General features: G+C 71.8%; 18 protein-coding genes. 11 read left to right on the top strand and 7 right to left on the bottom strand.

The features are described from left to right. Positions 1-167 precede the first annotated feature (167 nt). The 3 genes from PV350_RS25215 to PV350_RS25205 are packed head-to-tail and all read left to right on the top strand — an operon-like array spanning position 168 to position 2,724. The gene (locus PV350_RS25215; protein WP_499511134.1) at positions 168-1,016 is read left to right on the top strand and encodes a sterol desaturase family protein; all 849 of its coding nucleotides are present in this window, start codon (positions 168-170) and stop codon (positions 1,014-1,016) included. Further along, positions 1,013-1,696: a lysoplasmalogenase gene (locus tag PV350_RS25210; protein ID WP_499511133.1), complete on the top strand. Its 684-nt coding sequence runs from the start codon at positions 1,013-1,015 to the stop codon at positions 1,694-1,696. The genes PV350_RS25215 and PV350_RS25210 overlap by 4 nt, the downstream gene beginning before the upstream one ends. After that, complete coding sequence (locus PV350_RS25205) at positions 1,681-2,724, top strand: zinc-dependent alcohol dehydrogenase family protein (protein ID WP_500336251.1); 1,044 nt, start codon at positions 1,681-1,683, stop codon at positions 2,722-2,724. The genes PV350_RS25210 and PV350_RS25205 overlap by 16 nt, the downstream gene beginning before the upstream one ends. An 82-nt stretch (positions 2,725-2,806) precedes the next feature. On the opposite strand, the gene PV350_RS25200 is transcribed toward PV350_RS25205, so the two are convergent. Beyond that, positions 2,807-4,339, bottom strand: coding sequence for a S8 family peptidase (locus tag PV350_RS25200; protein WP_499511131.1), 1,533 nt, complete (start codon positions 4,337-4,339; stop codon positions 2,807-2,809). A 302-nt stretch (positions 4,340-4,641) separates the two neighbouring features. On the opposite strand from PV350_RS25200, the gene PV350_RS25195 reads away from it, so the two are divergent. The 3 genes from PV350_RS25195 to moaA all read left to right on the top strand — a co-directional run bounded on the left by PV350_RS25195 (position 4,642) and on the right by moaA (position 7,749). Next, positions 4,642-5,031 (top strand): DUF485 domain-containing protein, encoded by a 390-nt coding sequence (locus tag PV350_RS25195; protein WP_499511130.1) that lies wholly within the window; start codon positions 4,642-4,644, stop codon positions 5,029-5,031. Next, complete coding sequence (locus PV350_RS25190) at positions 5,028-6,665, top strand: monocarboxylic acid transporter (RefSeq protein WP_499511129.1); 1,638 nt, start codon at positions 5,028-5,030, stop codon at positions 6,663-6,665. The genes PV350_RS25195 and PV350_RS25190 overlap by 4 nt, the downstream gene beginning before the upstream one ends. Before the next feature lie 94 nt (positions 6,666-6,759). Next, positions 6,760-7,749, top strand: a complete 990-nt coding sequence (moaA, locus tag PV350_RS25185) for a GTP 3',8-cyclase MoaA (protein ID WP_499511128.1) — start codon at positions 6,760-6,762, stop codon at positions 7,747-7,749. On the opposite strand, the gene PV350_RS25180 is transcribed toward moaA, so the two are convergent. Both PV350_RS25180 and PV350_RS25175 read right to left on the bottom strand, forming a co-directional pair. Further along, entirely contained in the window at positions 7,732-7,956 is a 225-nt protein-coding gene (locus tag PV350_RS25180; RefSeq protein ID WP_499511127.1) for a hypothetical protein, read from the bottom strand. The genes moaA and PV350_RS25180 overlap by 18 nt on opposite strands. Positions 7,957-8,157: 201 nt before the next feature. After that, complete coding sequence (locus PV350_RS25175) at positions 8,158-8,520, bottom strand: DUF3099 domain-containing protein (protein WP_499511126.1); 363 nt, start codon at positions 8,518-8,520, stop codon at positions 8,158-8,160. Between the two features lie 178 nt (positions 8,521-8,698). Here PV350_RS25175 and PV350_RS25170 point away from each other — a divergent pair, with 178 nt between their 5' ends. Beyond that, the gene (locus PV350_RS25170) at positions 8,699-8,980 is read left to right on the top strand and encodes a GlsB/YeaQ/YmgE family stress response membrane protein (RefSeq protein WP_499511125.1); all 282 of its coding nucleotides are present in this window, start codon (positions 8,699-8,701) and stop codon (positions 8,978-8,980) included. A 21-nt stretch (positions 8,981-9,001) separates the two neighbouring features. Here PV350_RS25170 and PV350_RS25165 read toward each other — a convergent pair whose 3' ends face one another. The 3 genes from PV350_RS25165 to PV350_RS25155 are packed head-to-tail and all read right to left on the bottom strand — an operon-like array spanning position 9,002 to position 12,485. Then, the gene (locus PV350_RS25165; RefSeq protein ID WP_499511124.1) at positions 9,002-9,553 is read right to left on the bottom strand and encodes an RNA 2'-phosphotransferase; all 552 of its coding nucleotides are present in this window, start codon (positions 9,551-9,553) and stop codon (positions 9,002-9,004) included. A gap of 20 nt (positions 9,554-9,573) precedes the next feature. Next, positions 9,574-10,965 (bottom strand): metallopeptidase TldD-related protein, encoded by a 1,392-nt coding sequence (locus PV350_RS25160; RefSeq protein WP_500336248.1) that lies wholly within the window; start codon positions 10,963-10,965, stop codon positions 9,574-9,576. Then, positions 10,962-12,485, bottom strand: a complete 1,524-nt coding sequence (locus tag PV350_RS25155; RefSeq protein ID WP_500336246.1) for a TldD/PmbA family protein — start codon at positions 12,483-12,485, stop codon at positions 10,962-10,964. The genes PV350_RS25160 and PV350_RS25155 overlap by 4 nt, the downstream gene beginning before the upstream one ends. A gap of 194 nt (positions 12,486-12,679) precedes the next feature. Between PV350_RS25155 and fabG the strand changes: the two genes are divergently transcribed. The 3 genes from fabG (at position 12,680) to PV350_RS25140 (ending at position 14,616) form a co-directional block, all read left to right on the top strand. Next, the gene (gene fabG, locus PV350_RS25150) at positions 12,680-13,384 is read left to right on the top strand and encodes a beta-ketoacyl-ACP reductase (RefSeq protein WP_499511121.1); all 705 of its coding nucleotides are present in this window, start codon (positions 12,680-12,682) and stop codon (positions 13,382-13,384) included. Positions 13,385-13,389: 5 nt separating this feature from the next. Then, positions 13,390-14,157, top strand: a complete 768-nt coding sequence (gene fabI / locus PV350_RS25145; protein WP_499511120.1) for an enoyl-ACP reductase — start codon at positions 13,390-13,392, stop codon at positions 14,155-14,157. Between the two features lie 183 nt (positions 14,158-14,340). Then, the gene (locus tag PV350_RS25140; protein ID WP_499511119.1) at positions 14,341-14,616 is read left to right on the top strand and encodes a hypothetical protein; all 276 of its coding nucleotides are present in this window, start codon (positions 14,341-14,343) and stop codon (positions 14,614-14,616) included. On the opposite strand, the gene PV350_RS25135 is transcribed toward PV350_RS25140, so the two are convergent. Continuing rightward, a complete protein-coding gene (locus PV350_RS25135) occupies positions 14,597-15,277 on the bottom strand; it encodes a FadR/GntR family transcriptional regulator (protein ID WP_499511118.1) in 681 nt (226 codons plus the stop codon). The genes PV350_RS25140 and PV350_RS25135 overlap by 20 nt on opposite strands. 91 nt (positions 15,278-15,368) lie before the next feature. Here PV350_RS25135 and PV350_RS25130 point away from each other — a divergent pair. Next, on the top strand, positions 15,369-15,984 hold a 616-nt coding region (locus PV350_RS25130; RefSeq protein WP_500336260.1), incomplete at its 3' end, for an MFS transporter.

Raw genomic sequence — 15,984 nt, 5'->3', positions numbered from 1 at the left:
GGCCCGTCGTGCGCGGCACCCGCGGGTCAACCACCCGTCGCATGGGCCCGGTTGGGCCGTCGCCCTTCCGAGGGGGCCGACCGGGCGGAATCCCGGGGGTACCCCCGGGTAGAACCGACAGGTAACGACCTCTAGCCGGGGCCGCCGCACGCCCTTAAGGTGCGCGCATGCCGCAACTGCCCGATGCCGTGATGTGGTCCATACCCGCGTTCGTGCTGCTCACCGTCCTGGAGCTGATCAGCTACCGGATCCATCCGGACGAGGACGCCGCCGGCTACGCCGCCAAGGACACCGCGACGAGCCTGTCGATGGGACTCGGCAGCCTGTTCTTCGACTTCCTCTGGAAGATCCCGATCCTCGCGGTCTACACCGCTGTGTACGCGTTCACCCCGTTGCGGGTGCCCGTGGTGTGGTGGACGATCCCGCTGATGCTGCTCGCGCAGGACTTCTTCTACTACTGGCAGCACCGCGGCCACCACGTGGTCCGCATCCTGTGGGCGTCCCACGTGGTGCACCACTCCAGCCGGAAGTTCAACCTCTCCACCGCGCTGCGCCAGCCCTGGACCGGCATGACGTCGTGGGTGTTCTACCTGCCGGTGATCGTCTGCGGGGTGCACCCGGCGGCACTGGCGTTCTGCTCCTCGCTCAACCTCGTCTACCAGTTCTGGATCCACACCGAGCGCGTCGACAAGCTCCCCCGCCCGGTGGAGTTCGTCCTCAACACGCCCTCGCACCACCGCGTGCACCACGCCTCGCAGGGCGGCTACCTGGACCGCAACTTCGGCGGCATCCTGATCGTCTGGGACCGGCTGTTCGGTTCCTTCGCGGCGGAGGTGCAGCGCCCGGTCTTCGGACTCACCAAGAACATCACCACGTTCAACCCGCTGCGCGTGGCCACCCACGAGTACGCCTCGATCGCCCGGGACGTCGCCGCCGCCCGCACCTGGCGCGACCGGGCGGGCCACGTCCTGCGCGGTCCCGGCTGGCGTCCGCGGGGCGAGGAGCCGGCGGCGTGACCCGGGAGCGCGCCGCCCGCGCGGCACTGGCCGCCTTCGCGGTGGTGGCCGTGGTCCACCTGGCCGCCCAGCTCGCGGGGTCGGTGACGGCCGACCACCTCACCAAGCCCGTCCTGGTGCCGCTGCTCGCGGTCTGCGCGGCGCTGCGGGGCGGCCCCCGGCTGCTGGTCGCCGCGCTGCTGTGCGGCTGGGCCGGGGACGTGCTGCTGCAGCTCGGCGGGGACACGTCCTTCCTCGCTGGGATGGGCGCCTTCGCGGCCGGGCACGTCTGTTACCTCACACTTTTCGCCGCCCGCGGGGCCTTCGCCGACCGGCGTCGCGCCGCCGCGACGGGGGCCGGCTACACGGTCGTGTGGGTCGCCGCGCTCGTCGTGGTGTGGCCGGGCCTGCCCTCCGGGCTGCGGATCCCGGTCGCCGCGTACAGCCTGCTGCTGACGGCGATGGCGGCCGGTGCGGCCGCGCTCGGACCACGGGCGACGGCAGTGGGCGGGGCGCTCTTCCTGCTCTCCGACACCCTGCTCGCGACCCGGCTCGCCGACCTCCCGCAGCTCCCGGCGGCCGACTTCTGGATCATGCTCACCTATCTGGGGGCGCAGTCCCTGCTCGCCACCGGCCGGTACGGTGGTACGACCCCATTCGTACGACCAGCGAGGACGACCTCCGTATGCGCGCGACCGTGATCCACGCCCCCCACGACATACGGGTGGAGGAGGTGCCGGACCCGGCGGTCCGGCGGCCCACCGACGCGGTGGTGCGCGTGGTGCTGGCCTGCATCTGCGGCAGCGACCTGTGGGCGTACCGCGGCGAGTCGGCCCGGCAGCCGGGACAGCGCATCGGGCACGAGTTCCTCGGCGTCGTGGAGGAGACCGGCTCCGAGGTGTCCGGGCTCAAGCCGGGCGACCTGGTCGTCTCGCCCTTCGTGTGGTCCGACGGTACGTGCGCCTACTGCGCGGAGGGTCTGACGACCTCCTGCCCGGCCGGCGGCTTCTGGGGCCAGGTCGGCTCCGACGGCGGCCAGGGCGAGGCCGTGCGCGTGCCGTTCGCGGACTCCACCCTCGTACGGCTGCCCGCCGAGGCGCTCTCCGACGACCGTCTGCTGGCCGGTCTGCTCACCCTCTCCGACGTGCTGGGCACCGGCCACCACGCCGCCGTCGGCGCCGGTGTGCGGCCCGGCGCCACGGTCGCGGTCGTCGGGGACGGCGCGGTCGGACTGTGCGGTGTGCTGGCCGCCAGGCGGCTCGGCGCGGAGCGGATCATCGCGCTCGGCCGGCACGAGGCCCGCACCGGGATCGCCCGCACCTTCGGCGCCACCGACGTCGTCGCCGAGCGCGGCGAGGCCGCCGTCGCGGCGGTCCGCGAACTGACCGGCGGCCACGGCGCCCACGCGGTCATCGAGGCCGTCGGCACCGAGCAGTCGATGCGCACCGCCGTCGCCATCACCCGCGACGGCGGCGCCGTCGGCTACGTCGGCGTCCCGCACGGCAGCGGCACCGGCCTCGACCTGAGCGACATGTTCGACCGCAACGTCTCCCTGCGCGGCGGCGTCGCCCCGGTCCGCACCTACATCCCCGAACTGCTCCCGGACGTCCTCGACGGCACCATCGACCCGTCCCCGGTCTTCGACCTCACCGTCGGCCTGGACGGCGTCCCCGGCGGCTACAAGGCGATGGACGGGCGCACCGCGCTGAAGGTCCTCGTCAAGGCCTGACCCGGGCCCGGACGCGGAACGCCCGGACAGCGGAACGCCCGGCGGGGATCCCGCCGGGCGTTCCCGTGTCACGCGGGGCGCGTCACTTCGTGACGGCGTCCAGGGCGTCGACGACGCCGTGGCCGTAGAAGCTGGTCACGTGCCGGCCGGCGGTGCAGGTGGCGTCCTGCACGCCGTTGCCGTCCGGGTCGTACAGACCCGTGGGGCAACCCGGGTCGTCGGCCTGGGCCTTGAGCATCCACTGCAGCTGCTCCGGGGAGGCGTGCGGGTGGCGGCTCTTGATGAGCGCGGCGACGGCGGCCACGTGCGGGCTGGCCATCGACGTGCCCTGCAGGTAGCCGTAGGTGTTGCCGGGCAGGGTGGACAGGATCCGCCCGTTGGCCGAGGGGGTGGCGGGGATCTGGTAGCGGTCGCCGCCGGGGCCCGCGACGTCGACGACGCCGAGACCGTAGCTGGAGTAGTACGACTTCAGCTTCTGCACTCCGGTCGCGGAGACGGTGACGACGCCCGGCAGCTGGGTCGGGATGTCCCAGCAGACGTGCGGGTCGATGGTCCGGGTGACCGGGGTGGTGTCGTCGGGGCTCGTCGCGTCGACGATCGCGTCCGAGTCGAGGTCGTGGTTGGAGTTGCCCGCCGAGGCGACGTTCAGCACGCCCTTCTTGTGGGAGTACTGCGCGGCCCGGTTGACGGCGTCGACGATGGCCCGCTGGTCGGGGTCGCCGAAGCAGTTGTAGAGCCACGGGTCGATGTAGTAGCTGTTGTTGGTGATCTCGACGCCGTGGTCGGCGGCGAAGACGAAGGCGCAGACCACGCTCTCCGGGAAGAACAGCTGCGTGACGGGGTCGGCCACCTTGATGGAGGCGACCTTCACGCCCGGGGCCACACCGGCCACGCCGATCCCGTTGCGCGCCGCGGCGATCTCACCCGCGACGTGCGTGCCGTGGTAGGCGTCCGGGGTGTACGGGCGCCAGGCGCCCGGGCTGGTGTCGGCCTTGCCGCCCACGCAGTTGGCGGACTGCGAGGCGGAGAAGTTGGCGGTGAGGTCCGGGTGCGTGTCGTCGACGCCGGTGTCGATGACGGCGACGGTGACCTTGCGGCTGCCCGGATTGATCCGGGCGGCCTTGTCGGCCCTGATGGCCGGCAGGTCCCACTGGTCCGGCTCCATCGGCTCCTGCGCGGCGGTGGCCGCGGACTTCGCCCGGGCGGCGTCGGCGGCCGTGATCTCCTGCACCGCCCCCAGCTCCGTCGTCGACGCCGTGGACAGCGCGGCCGTCCGGGTCGCCCCGGCGGTCTGCACACCGCGGACCTTGCGCATCTCGGAGGCGAACGCGGGGTTCGCCGAGTGGACGACGATCACGCCGATCCGGTCGTAGGTGGTGACGACGTCACCGCCGCTGCGGGACACGGCCCGCTCCACGGACTTGATGGTTCCCCGGTCGGTCTTGGTGTTGACCACGTACGACAGCGTCGGGCCGTCGTACGCGGCACTGCCGCCGCCCGAGGCGGATCCGGCGGTGGCGGCCGAGGCGGCGTTCGGCAGGAAGGCGAGAGCACTCGCCACCGCGACACCGATCGGTATCGCGAAGGCGCGGCGCCGTCTTGGCAGTGGAGCCATGGGATCTCCAATCGTCCAAACGCCCGTCCTGGCGGCCGTGTTGCCCTTGGACGGGTACATGACGCTGGAAGCTATCGCCGCCGTCGGCGCGCTATCAATGGATTGGTAAAGAAAGCTCAAGTTCCGGTTGCCGAGGAACAACCAGTTTTCAACTACCGCCCCCTGTCGGCGGCCGTGGTCGCGCATCTACCATGCGCGGGTCCGATCTTTACGTGACGTAGCTCACGTCGGCGCCCCCGTGCGCCCACGCGGGTCGCGTCGCCTGCTCGTGCCCTCTCAAGCTCCGCCCCACAGGAGGCATCGTGGACCCCGCACGACCGTCGGCAAGCTCCGGTCCGCCGTCTGCCGACTCGTACGCCGAGGTGCAGGCGAGCGCGGAGTTCGCCCAACTGCGCCGCTCTTACCGCTCGTTCGCGTTCCCGCTCACGGTCGCGTTCATCACCTGGTACCTGCTCTACGTCCTGCTGTCGAACTACGCCGGCGGCTTCATGGACACCAAGGTCGTGGGCCACATCAACGTGGCCCTCGTCTTCGGGCTCGCGCAGTTCGCCACCACCTTCGGGATCGCCGTGTGGTACTCCCGGCACGCGAACGCCAAGCTCGACGCCCGCGCGGACGCCATCAAGGCGAGCCTGGAAGGCCCTGGCCCCCAGGGCACCGACGACACCGAGAGCACGGAGGCCACCGCATGACCGCGCTGCACACCACGGGAGTCCAGGTGGTCGCGGTCGGCGCGAGCGAACACCGACCGCTCATCATCACCCTGTTCTCGGTCTTCGTCGTCGCGACGCTCGGCATCACCGTCTGGGCCGGCCGCCAGACCAAGGACGCCACCGACTTCTACGCCGGCGGCCGTTCCTTCAGCGGCTTCCAGAACGGCCTGGCGATCTCCGGCGACTACATGTCGGCCGCGTCCTTCCTGGGCATCGCGGGTTCGATCGCCCTCGTCGGCTACGACGGCTTCCTCTACTCGATCGGATTCCTCGTCGCCTGGCTGGTGGCGCTGCTGCTGGTCGCCGAACCCCTGCGCAACTCCGGCCGGTTCACCATGGCCGACGCCCTCGCCTTCCGGCTGCGGCAACGCCCGGTGCGCACGGCCGCGGGCATCTCGACCATCGTTGTCAGCATCTTCTACCTGCTGGCCCAGATGGTGGGCGCGGGCGCCCTGGTGGCCCTGCTGCTCGGCATTACCGGTGAGGGGCCGCGCCGCCTGATCGTCATCCTCGTCGGCGTCGTCATGGTGCTGTACGTGACCATCGGCGGCATGAAGGGCACCACCTGGGTGCAGATGGTCAAGGCGGTGCTGCTGATCGGCGGGACCCTGCTGATCACGTTCCTGGTCTTCGCCAAGTTCCACTGGAACCTGTCGTCGCTGCTCGGCGCCGCCGCGGAGAAGAGCGGCAAGGGCGCGGCCTTCCTGGAGCCGGGCCTGAAGTACGGCGTCACGGCCACCTCGAAGATCGACTTCATCTCGCTGGGCCTGGCCCTCGTGCTCGGCACCGCGGGCCTGCCGCACATCCTGATCCGCTTCTACACCGTGCCCACCGCCCGGGCCGCCCGTACCTCGGTGAACTGGGCGATCGGCATCATCGGCTGCTTCTACCTGATGACGATCGCGCTGGGCTTCGGGGCCGCCGCCCTGCTCACCCCGGAGACGATCACCACCTCCAACGCGGCCGGCAACACCGCGGCCCCGCTGCTCGCCCAGGAGATCGGCGGCGGCGCGGACTCCACGGGCGGCGCGATCCTGCTCGCCGTGATCTCCGCGGTCGCCTTCGCCACGATCCTGGCCGTGGTCGCGGGCCTCACCCTCGCCTCCTCGTCGTCCTTCGCGCACGACCTGTACGCCAACGTCATCCGCAAGGGCACGGCGAGCGAGAAGGAGGAGGTCGCGGCGGCGAAGATCGCGGCGGTCGCCATCGGGGCCGTGGCGATCCTGCTCGGCATCTTCGCGGGCAAGCTCAACATCGCCTTCCTGGTCGCCCTGGCCTTCGCCGTCGCGGCGTCCGCGAACCTGCCGACGCTCCTGTACAGCCTGTTCTGGAAGCGCTTCAACACCACCGGGGCGCTGTGGAGCATCTACGGCGGTCTGATCACCTCCGTGGTCCTGGTGGTCTTCTCGCCCGTGGTCTCGGGCAAGGAGACCGCGATGTTCCCCGGCGTGGACTTCCACTGGTTCCCGCTGGAGAACCCCGGGATCGTCTCCATCCCCGTCGGTTTCCTGCTCGGTGTGGTGGGCACGCTCCTGTCCAAGCCGGAAGAGGACGCCGACCGCAAGTACGCGGAACTGGAGGTCCGCTCCCTCACGGGAGCCGGAGCGCATTAAACAGACTGTTGAACGTCGGTGCCGTCCCGTAGGCTGCGAAGTAACGGGACGGCACTGCCGTTCCATCGACCGGACCCTCAAAGGGAGGCGCGCCGTGCTGATCGACACCTACGGCCGGATCGCGACCGACCTGAGGGTCTCGCTGACCGACCGGTGCAATCTGCGGTGCACCTACTGCATGCCCGAGGAGGGCCTGCAGTGGCTCGGCAAGCCCGATCTCCTCACCGACGACGAGATCGTCCGGCTGGTGCGGATCGCGGTCACCCTGCTCGGCGTCAAGGACGTCCGCTTCACCGGCGGAGAGCCCCTGCTCCGCCCCGGCCTGGTCGGGATCGTCGAGCGCTGCGCGGAGCTGGAGCCCCGCCCCAAGCTCTCCCTGACCACCAACGGCATAGGCCTCGCCCGCACCGCACAGGCGCTGAGGGGGGCCGGTCTGGACCGGGTGAACGTCTCCCTGGACACCCTGCGTCCCGACGTCTTCCAGACCCTCACCCGCCGCAAGCGCCACGAGGACGTCGTACGCGGCCTGGAGGCCGCCCACGCCGCGGGCCTGACCCCGGTCAAGGTCAACACCGTGCTGATGCGCGGCGTCAACGACGACGAGGCTCCCGAGCTGCTGGCCTGGGCCCTGGAGCGCGACTACGAGCTGCGCTTCATCGAGCAGATGCCGCTCGACGCCCAGCACGGCTGGCAGCGCAGCGACATGGTCACCGCCCAGGAGATCCTGGAGAGCCTGCGGACCCGGTTCACGCTGACCGCCGAGCCCGACGCGGCCCGCGGCCACGCTCCCGCCGAGCGCTGGCTGGTGGACGGCGGGCCCGCCCGGGTCGGTGTGATCGCCTCCGTCACCCGGCCCTTCTGCAGGGCCTGCGACCGCACCCGGCTCACGGCCGACGGTCAGGTGCGCAACTGCCTGTTCGCGCGCGAGGAGACCGACCTGCGCGCGGCGCTCCGCTCCGGTGGCTCCGACGAGGAGGTCGCCGAGCTCTGGCGGACCGCGATGTGGGGCAAGAAGGCCGGCTCCGGCCTGGACGACCCCACGTTCCTGCAGCCCGAGCGGCCCATGTCAGCCATCGGCGGCTGAGCTCGACTCCCACTCCTCGAAGGGCACGACGTCCTTCAGGAAGCCGCGGACGCCCAGGAACGACGAGAGGTGCTCGCGGTGCTCCTCGCACGCCAGCCAGGTCTTGCGGCGCTCGGGCGTGTGGATCTTCGGGTTGTTCCAGGCGAGCACCCACACGGCGGGGGCGCGGCAACCCTTGGCGGAGCAGATCGGGGATTCGTCGTTCACGAACCCCATCCAAACATGGCGACGCCGGGCAGCCACGGGGGGAGCCGCCCGGCGTCGGTCCGTCGCTCCGACGGGGGATGCGGAGCGCGTACGCAGTATGTCACGCGGAAAGGCCCGCAGTGGAGTGGATCCCCATGATTGATCTGAGGTTTTCTTGAGCTTCGGAGCGGCCCCTGAGCAGCCCCGGAGCGGTGGAAAGGTTCAGACCTGACCGGAGGGGGAGCGTCCGTCCTCTTCCGGGGTCCGCTCCGCCGGCAGCAGCGGTTCGCCGGGGCCGAGCGCCGGCCGCACGGGCGGCGCGATCCGGGCCGACGGCAGTCCGGGGGCGTTCTCCCGGCCCGCGTTGGCGATGACGACGGCGATGTACGGCATCACCAGGCCGAGGACCAGCGCGATCCAGGCCAGCGGCGTCGAGACGTGCCACAGGACGACCGCCAGGATGAAGGACAGGGTGCGGACCGACATCGAGATGATGTAGCGCCGCTGCCTTCCGCGGACGTCGTCGGTGAGCCCTGCCGCGGTCCCGGTGATCCGGAAGACCTCGGTACCGCTCCGCTTCCGCATCACGTTCCACCACCTGCTCGAAACGCCGGAAGCCACCCGGTTCCGGCACTGTCCACGGTACGCCGTGGGTTTGCCGCAGAGGAGACCGGGGAGGCCGTCTGCGTGTGACAGCACCCGCCGTACGGCGTATGGCCGCCTTCGGCATGCGGCGTACCGGGGCCACGCCGAGACTGGCCGCATGAACTGGTTCTGGGCGATCATCGTCGGCATCGTGCTCGGGTTCCTGGCGAAGCTGCTCCTGCCGGGGAGGCAGGACATCCCCTGGTGGCTCACCATCATCTGCGGCATCCTCGGCGCCTTCCTGGGCAACGCGGTCGCCGGATGGATCGGCGTCCGGCACACCGGTGGCATCGACTGGATCCGTCACGTGCTCCAGATCCTCGGCGCGATCCTCGTCGTCGCCGTGATCACCCCGCTGTGGGCCTCGATCCGCGGCAGGCGGCGGCGGACGGCCACCTGACGGGGGCGACCCGCTCAGGGCTCACAGGACGTGCTGCCGCAGATGCGTCGGGGGCACCAGGTCGGTGAGCCACACGCCGTTGGCGCTCACCCGGAACTCGTGGCCCGCGGCCGTCAGTCCGGCCGCGTCCACCGCCAGCACCACCGGACGGCCGTGCCGCGCACCGACGCGCACGGCCGTCTCCACGTCCGCGGACAGGTGGACGTCCTGCCGGGACATCGGCTTGAGCCCCTCGCGCAGCACGATCGGCAGGGTGGTGCTGGCCGTGCCGTGGAAGAGGACGGCCGGCGGCTCCGCCGGCGACAGCCCGAGGTCGACCTCCACCGAGTGCCCCTGACTGGCCCGGATCCGCCGCCCGTCCTCCGAGAACGCGTACCGCTTCTTGTTGTTGGTGGCCACGACGTGGTCGAGGTCGGTGCGCGAGAAACGCCGGCCCGCGCGGCCGGACGCGGCGATCAGCTCGTCCACGTCCACCCAGCCGGCCTCGTCCAGGGTGATCCCGATCGAGGCCGGGTCGTGCCGCAGCACCCGCGCCAGGAACTTCGAGACCTTGACCGTCTGCTTCTCGTCCATCGCCCCACCCATCGTCCTGGTCAGACCCCCTGGCTGACCGAGCTCATGTTGAAGTCCGGGACCCGCATCGCCGGGAACGCGGCCCGGGTGAACCAGTCGCTCCACTCGCGCGGCAGCGTCCGCTCGGTGCGGCCCACCTCGGTGGCCCGGCCCAGCAGGTCCACCGGCGACTCGTTGAACCGGAAGTTGTTGACCACACCGGTCACCTCGCCGCCCTCCACCAGGTAGACCCCGTCCCGGGTCAGCCCGGTCAGCAGCAGGGTGGCCGGATCCACCTCGCGGATGTACCACAGGCAGGTCAGCAGCAGGCCGCGCTCGGTGTCCGCCACCATCTCCTCCAGCGACCGCTTGCCGCCGCCGTCCAGGATCAGGTTGCCCCCGGACGGCGTGAACGGCAGCCCGGTCAGACCGGCGCTGTGCCGCGTGGTGGACAGGCGGTTGAGCACGCCCTCGCGCACCCAGTCGGTCGCCTTGACGGGCAGCCCGTTGTCGAAGACCGACGCGGCGTCACCCGAGGCGTGCGCGATGACGAACGGCGCCGACTCCAGCCCCGGTTCGGCCGGGTCGCTGCGCAGCGTCAGCGGCAGTTCCGAGAGCTTGTCGCCGACCCGGGTGCCCCCGCCCGGCCGGCTGAAGACCGTACGGCCCTCCGCGGCGTCCCGGGCCGACGCGCTCCACTGCTGGTAGATCACCAGGTCCGCCACGGCGGAGGGCGGCAGCAGCGTCTCGTACCGCCCGGCGGGCAGGTCGATCCGGCGCTCGGCCCAGGCCAGGCGCTGCGCCAGGTCGGCGTCCAGGGCCGCCGGGTCGACGTCGGTGAAGTCGCGCGTGCCGGCCCCGGCCCACGCCGAGCGCGACATGTCCTGCGACTTGGCGTTGAGCTCCAGGGTCCCGCTGGGCTGGTCGTGCCGGAGCCGCAGCCCCGAGGACGTGCCCAGGTAGGTGGAGGTGACGTAGTGGTAGGCGAACCCGTACAGCCGCCGGCCGCCGGCCCGGGCCGCGGCGAAGGACTCGCCGAGGGCGGGCGCGAAGGCGGCGAACACCTCGGATGAGGTCTCGGCCGGCGGCTCGGTGAAGGAGGCGCTCGCCGGCACCCCCTCGACCAGCGGCTGGGCGTCCTCGCCGGGGCCGGCGGCGCGCGCGGCCGCCTCGGCGGCCCGCACCAGCGGCTCCAGTTCGTCCGCGGTGACCGCGGCGCGGGACACCACGCCCGAGGCGGTGCCCTGGGAGCCGTTCACCGTGGCGATCACCGTGAGGGTGCGGCCCCGCGTCACGCCGTTGGTGGTCAGCGCGTTGCCCGCCCAGCGCAGGTTGGCCGAGGACTCCTCGTCGGCGATGACGACGCAGCCGTCCGCCCGGGACAGTTCCAGGGCGCGCTCGACGATCTCGTGGGGCTTCGAAACGGAGCTCATCGACCGGCCTCCTGCGTGGTGTTGAGGATGTTGACGCCGCGGAAGAGCGCGGAGGGGCAGCCGTGCGAGACGGCGGCGACCTGACCCGGCTGGGCCTTGCCGCAGTTGAAGGCGCCGCCCAGGACGTAGGTCTGCGGCCCGCCGACGGCCTCCATGGAGCCCCAGAAGTCGGTGGTGGTGGCCTGGTAGGCGACGTCGCGCAGCTGCCCGGCCAGCCGGCCGTTCTCGATCCTGAAGAAGCGCTGGCCGGTGAACTGGAAGTTGTAGCGCTGCATGTCGATCGACCAGGAGCGGTCGCCCACGACGTAGATGCCGCGCTCGACGCCGCCGATCAGCTCCTGCGTGGACGGCCCGTCCGGCGCGGGCTGCAGCGACACGTTCGCCATCCGCTGCACCGGGACGTGGCCGGGGGAGTCCGCGTAGGCACAGCCGTTGGAGCGCTCGAACCCGGTGAGCCGGGCGATCCTGCGGTCGAGCTGGTAGCCGACCAGGACGCCGTCCTTGACCAGGTCCCAGGACTGCCCGGCCACGCCCTCGTCGTCGTAGCCGATGGTCGCCAGGCCGTGCTCGGCGGTGCGGTCACCGGTGACGTTCATGTGCGGGGAGCCGTACTGCAGCGTGCCCAGCTGGTCGAAGGTCGCGAAGGAGGTGCCCGCGTAGGCGGCCTCGTAGCCCAGCGCACGGTCCAGCTCGGTGGCGTGGCCGATCGACTCGTGGATGGTCAGCCACAGGTTCGAGGGGTCGACCACGAGGTCGTACGAGCCCGCCTCCACCGGGGGCGCCGCCATCTTCTCGGCGAGCAGCCCGGGGATCTCCGCGAGCTCCGCGTCCCAGTCCCAGCCGGTGCCGGTCAGGTACTCCCAGCCGCGGCCGGCCGGCGGCGCCAGGGTGCGCATCGAGTCGAACTCCCCGGACTCCGGGTCCACCGCGACGGCGGTCAGCTCCGGGTGCACCCGTACCCGCTGCTGGGTCGTGGTCGTCCCCGCCGTGTCCGCGTAGAACTTGTTCTCGTGGACGGTCATCAGGGAGGCGTCGACGTGCGACACGCCGTCGGCGGCCAGCAGCCGGCCGCTCCACTCGGACAGCAGACCCGTCTTGTCGGCATCGGGCACATCGAAGGGGTCGGTCTCGTACGAGGAGACCCACACCCTGTCGGAGTGGACCGGCTCGGCCGCCAGCTCCACCCGCTCGTCGGAGCCCGCCGCGGCGATCACCTTGGCCGACAGCTTCGCCATCGCGACCGCCTGCCCGGCCACGCGCGCCGCGGCGTCCATCGTCAGGTCGACCCCGGAGGCGAAGCCCCACGCCCCGCCGTGCACCACGCGCACCGCGTAGCCGACGTCCGTGGTGTCCGACGACCCGGACGCCCTGCCGTCACGCAATCGCCACGAGGCGCTGCGCACCCGCTCGAGACGGAAGTCCGCGTGCTCGGCTCCCAGGGCGCGGGCGCGTGCCAGCGCCGCGTCCGCGAGCGCCCGCAGCGGCAGCGCCAGGAATGACTGATCGACCTCGTGGGGCACGACGGCCTCCCGTTCTGTCCAATCGTCAAGGTCTCCGCAGTGAATCATGCCGCTCCGACAATCCGCCCGCCTGCGGTTTTCTGTAGAGACTCGACAGCGACTCGCACACGCCCCTGTCGGGGGTCGATTCCCCGTACCGCGAGGTAGGCAGATAGTTTTCTGGAGTACCAGACCTCTAGGGAAAGGGTGATCCGTTGAGCCGCTCGGTTCTCGTCACCGGAGGAAACCGGGGCATCGGCCTCGCCATCGCCAGGGCGTTCGCCGACGCGGGCGACAAGGTCGCCGTCACCTACCGCTCGGGCGAGCCCCCGGAGGGGCTCTTCGCCGTCAAGTGCGACATCACCGACGGTGAGCAGGTCGAGCAGGCGTTCAAGGAGATCGAGGCCCAGCAGGGTGCGGTGGAGGTGCTGGTGGCGAACGCCGGCGTCACCCGCGACCAGCTGCTGCTGCGGATGTCCGACGACGACTTCACGTCCGTCGTGGACACCAACCTCACCGGCACCTTCCGCGTGGTCAAGGCCGCGTCGAGGAAGATGCTGCGCGCCCGCAAGGGCCGCATCGTGCTGATCTCCTCCGTGGTGGGGCTGCTCGGCTCGGCGGGCCAGGCGAACTACGCCGCGTCCAAGGCCGGCCTGGTCGGCTTCGCGCGCTCCCTCGCCCGTGAGCTCGGCTCGCGCAACATCACCGTCAACGTCGTCGCCCCCGGCTTCGTCGACACCGACATGACCCGTGTGCTCACCGACGAGCAGCGGAAGAACATCGTCAGCCAGGTCCCGCTGGCCCGCTACGCGCAGCCCGAGGAGATCGCCTCCTCGGTCCGCTTCCTCGCCTCCGACGAGGCGGCATACATCACCGGAGCCGTCATTCCCGTCGACGGCGGATTGGGTATGGGTCACTGAGCACCATGAGCGGAATCCTCGCTGGAAAGCGCATCCTCATCACCGGCGTGCTGATGGAGTCCTCCATCGCGTTCCACACCGCGAAGCTCGCCCAGGAGCAGGGTGCCGAGATCATCCTCACGGCGTTCCCGCGGCCCACGCTGACCGAGCGCATCGCCAAGAAGCTGCCCAAGCCGGTCAAGGTCATCGAGCTCGACGTCACCAACGACGAGCAGCTGGCCTCCCTCGCCGACGTGGTCGGCGCGGAGCTGGGCGGCCTCGACGGCGTCGTGCACTCCATCGGCTTCGCGCCGCAGGACGCCCTCGGCGGCAACTTCCTCAACACGCCGTTCGAGTCCGTCGCCACCGCGATGCACGTCTCGGCGTACTCGCTGAAGTCGCTCACCATGGCCTGCCTGCCGCTGATGCAGGAGGGCGGTTCTGTCGTCGGCCTCACCTTCGACGCGCAGTTCGCCTGGCCCCAGTACGACTGGATGGGCCCGGCCAAGGCGGCGCTGGAGGCCACCTCCCGCTACATCGCCCGGGACCTGGGCAAGCAGAACATCCGCTGCAACCTGATCTCGGCGGGCCCGATCGGCTCCATGGCCGCCAAGTCCATCCCGGGCTTCGGCGAGCTGGCCGACGTCTGGAACCACCGGGCCCCGCTCGAGTGGGACCTCGCCGACCCCGAGCCGGCCGGCCGCGGTGTCGTCGCGCTGCTGAGCGACTGGTTCCCCAAGACCACGGGGGAGATCATCCACGTCGACGGCGGTCTGCACGCGGTCGGCGCCTGATCGTAGGGGCCCGTTCCGGCCCCTTCGCGTACGGCCCTGGTGCCGCCCTCGGGCGGCACCAGGGCCGTACGCGCGTTCGGGGCGCCGTCCCCCGTTCGGCCCAGCAGACCGGGTGGCCGGACCCCCCGGGCCGGGAGGATGGCTGTGCGGGGGCCGGGGGCGAGCGGAGGGAGGGCGTCGATCGTGCGTCCCTACGTATGCGCCGCGACCACCGCCGCGGCACGGATGCCGGACGTCGCGCAGTGCCGGACCTCGGTGCAGGGCAGCGAGGGCGTCGCCGTGTGCTTCAACCCCGACCCCGACCTGGACCGCGTGCAGCTGCACATCGAGTGCCTCCAGTGGTGGGACCCGGACGTCGACGGAGCCCCCGTCCCGGTAGGACCCGCGCAGACCGTCACGCTCAGCGACCGCTGCTGGCAGGAGATCCAGGAGGTCTGGGTCACCGGGACGCTGGACTGAAGCGGCAGCTGAAGGCGTGTGCAGAGGCCTCGGCGGAGGCCGCCTCCTGATCTCCGGCCCGGATCGCCTCGACCAGGCGGGCGTGGTCCACGTACTGCTCGGCGCGCAGCTCCTCGCCGACGTCCGCGCGCAGGAAGGCGCGCAGCACCTCGCCGAGGTCGGCGTAGAGCTCGGCGACGACGTCGTTGTGCGAGGCCGCCACGACGGACAGGTGCAGCGCCGCGTCGGCGTCGACGAAGGCCTCGGTGCGGCCCGACTCCCAGGCCCGTTCGCGCCGGGCCAGGGCCGCGTCCAGCTGCTTCAGGTCGCGGTCCGTCCGCCGCTGCGCGGCGAGCGCGGCCGCGGACGCCTCCAGGGCGCTGCGCAGCTCGGCCACGTGCCGCGGGTCGGCGTCGGCGAAGCGGCGGTGCATCACCCCGGCGAGCTCGCTGGTGGCCAGCACGTAGGTGCCGGAGCCCTGCCGGATGTCGAGCAGTCCGTTGTGCGCGAGTGCCCGCACCGCCTCGCGGACGGTGTTGCGGGCCACCCCGAGCTGCTCGACCAGCTGGGTCTCGGTGGGGATCCGCGACCCCACCGGCCACTCACCGGAGGTGATCTGGGCGCGCAGCTGCGCGATCACCTGGTCGGCCAGGGCGGAGCGCCGGGGTGAGGTCAGGGGCATGGGGTCTCCTCAACATTCATCCCATCATTCTATGATGGTCGGCATGCGTGACGACGAAGCGACGCTCGACCCTGCCACGGAACGGGCCACCATGCCCGCACACCTTCCCCCCGCCGCGCAAGGCGTACGGCGCACCCGGATCCTGGTGGCGGTCGCGCTGGTGCTCGCCGCCCTCAATCTGCGGCCCGCCATCACCAGCCTCGGCGCCCTCCTGGAGGAGGTCCGCGACGGCCTCGGCATGAGCGGCACCGTCGCGGGCCTGCTCACCTCCGTCCCCGCGCTGTGCTTCGCCGTGTTCGGGGTGACCGCGCCCCGGCTGGCCCGCCGCCGCGGCCCCGGCGCCGTGGTCTGCGCCGGGCTGGTCGCGATCACCCTCGGGCTCTTCCTGCGTCCGTTCGCCGGCGGAACGGCGCTCTTCCTCGCCGCCAGCGCCCTCGCGCTCGGCGGCATAGCCGTCGGCAACGTCCTGATGCCCGTCGTCGTCAAGCGCTGGTTCCCGGACCGGGTGGGCACCATGACGGGGCTCTACTCGATGGCCCTGTCCCTGGGCACCGCCCTCGCCGCCGCGGCGACCGTCCCGGCGACCCGCGCCTTCGGTGGCGACTGGCGGCTCGGCCTCGCCGCCTGGGGCGTGATCGCCGCCGTCGCCGTGCTGCCCTGGCTCGCCCTCGTCCGGGACCGGGACCACGCCCCCACGGCCCCCGCCG

It is taken from the genome of Streptomyces sp. PA03-6a (assembly GCF_033792765.1).
Classification (GTDB): Bacteria; Actinomycetota; Actinomycetes; order Streptomycetales; family Streptomycetaceae; genus Actinacidiphila.
This window is presented reverse-complemented; position numbering and strand designations above follow the sequence as displayed.

What these genes read in the sequence shown, in the direction of transcription:
- PV350_RS25215 (WP_499511134.1), top strand. Translation starts at nt 168, where the DNA reads ATGCCGCAACTGCCCGATGCCGTGATGTGGTCCATACCCGCGTTCGTG.
- PV350_RS25205 (WP_500336251.1), top strand. Translation starts at nt 1,681, where the DNA reads ATGCGCGCGACCGTGATCCACGCCCCCCACGACATACGGGTGGAGGAG.
- PV350_RS25200 (WP_499511131.1), bottom strand. Translation starts at nt 4,339, where the DNA reads ATGGCTCCACTGCCAAGACGGCGCCGCGCCTTCGCGATACCGATCGGT.
- PV350_RS25190 (WP_499511129.1), top strand. Translation starts at nt 5,028, where the DNA reads ATGACCGCGCTGCACACCACGGGAGTCCAGGTGGTCGCGGTCGGCGCG.
- PV350_RS25175 (WP_499511126.1), bottom strand. Translation starts at nt 8,520, where the DNA reads ATGCGGAAGCGGAGCGGTACCGAGGTCTTCCGGATCACCGGGACCGCG.
- PV350_RS25170 (WP_499511125.1), top strand. Translation starts at nt 8,699, where the DNA reads ATGAACTGGTTCTGGGCGATCATCGTCGGCATCGTGCTCGGGTTCCTG.
- PV350_RS25165 (WP_499511124.1), bottom strand. Translation starts at nt 9,553, where the DNA reads ATGGACGAGAAGCAGACGGTCAAGGTCTCGAAGTTCCTGGCGCGGGTG.
- PV350_RS25160 (WP_500336248.1), bottom strand. Translation starts at nt 10,965, where the DNA reads ATGAGCTCCGTTTCGAAGCCCCACGAGATCGTCGAGCGCGCCCTGGAA.
- fabI (WP_499511120.1), top strand. Translation starts at nt 13,390, where the DNA reads ATGAGCGGAATCCTCGCTGGAAAGCGCATCCTCATCACCGGCGTGCTG.
- PV350_RS25135 (WP_499511118.1), bottom strand. Translation starts at nt 15,277, where the DNA reads ATGCCCCTGACCTCACCCCGGCGCTCCGCCCTGGCCGACCAGGTGATC.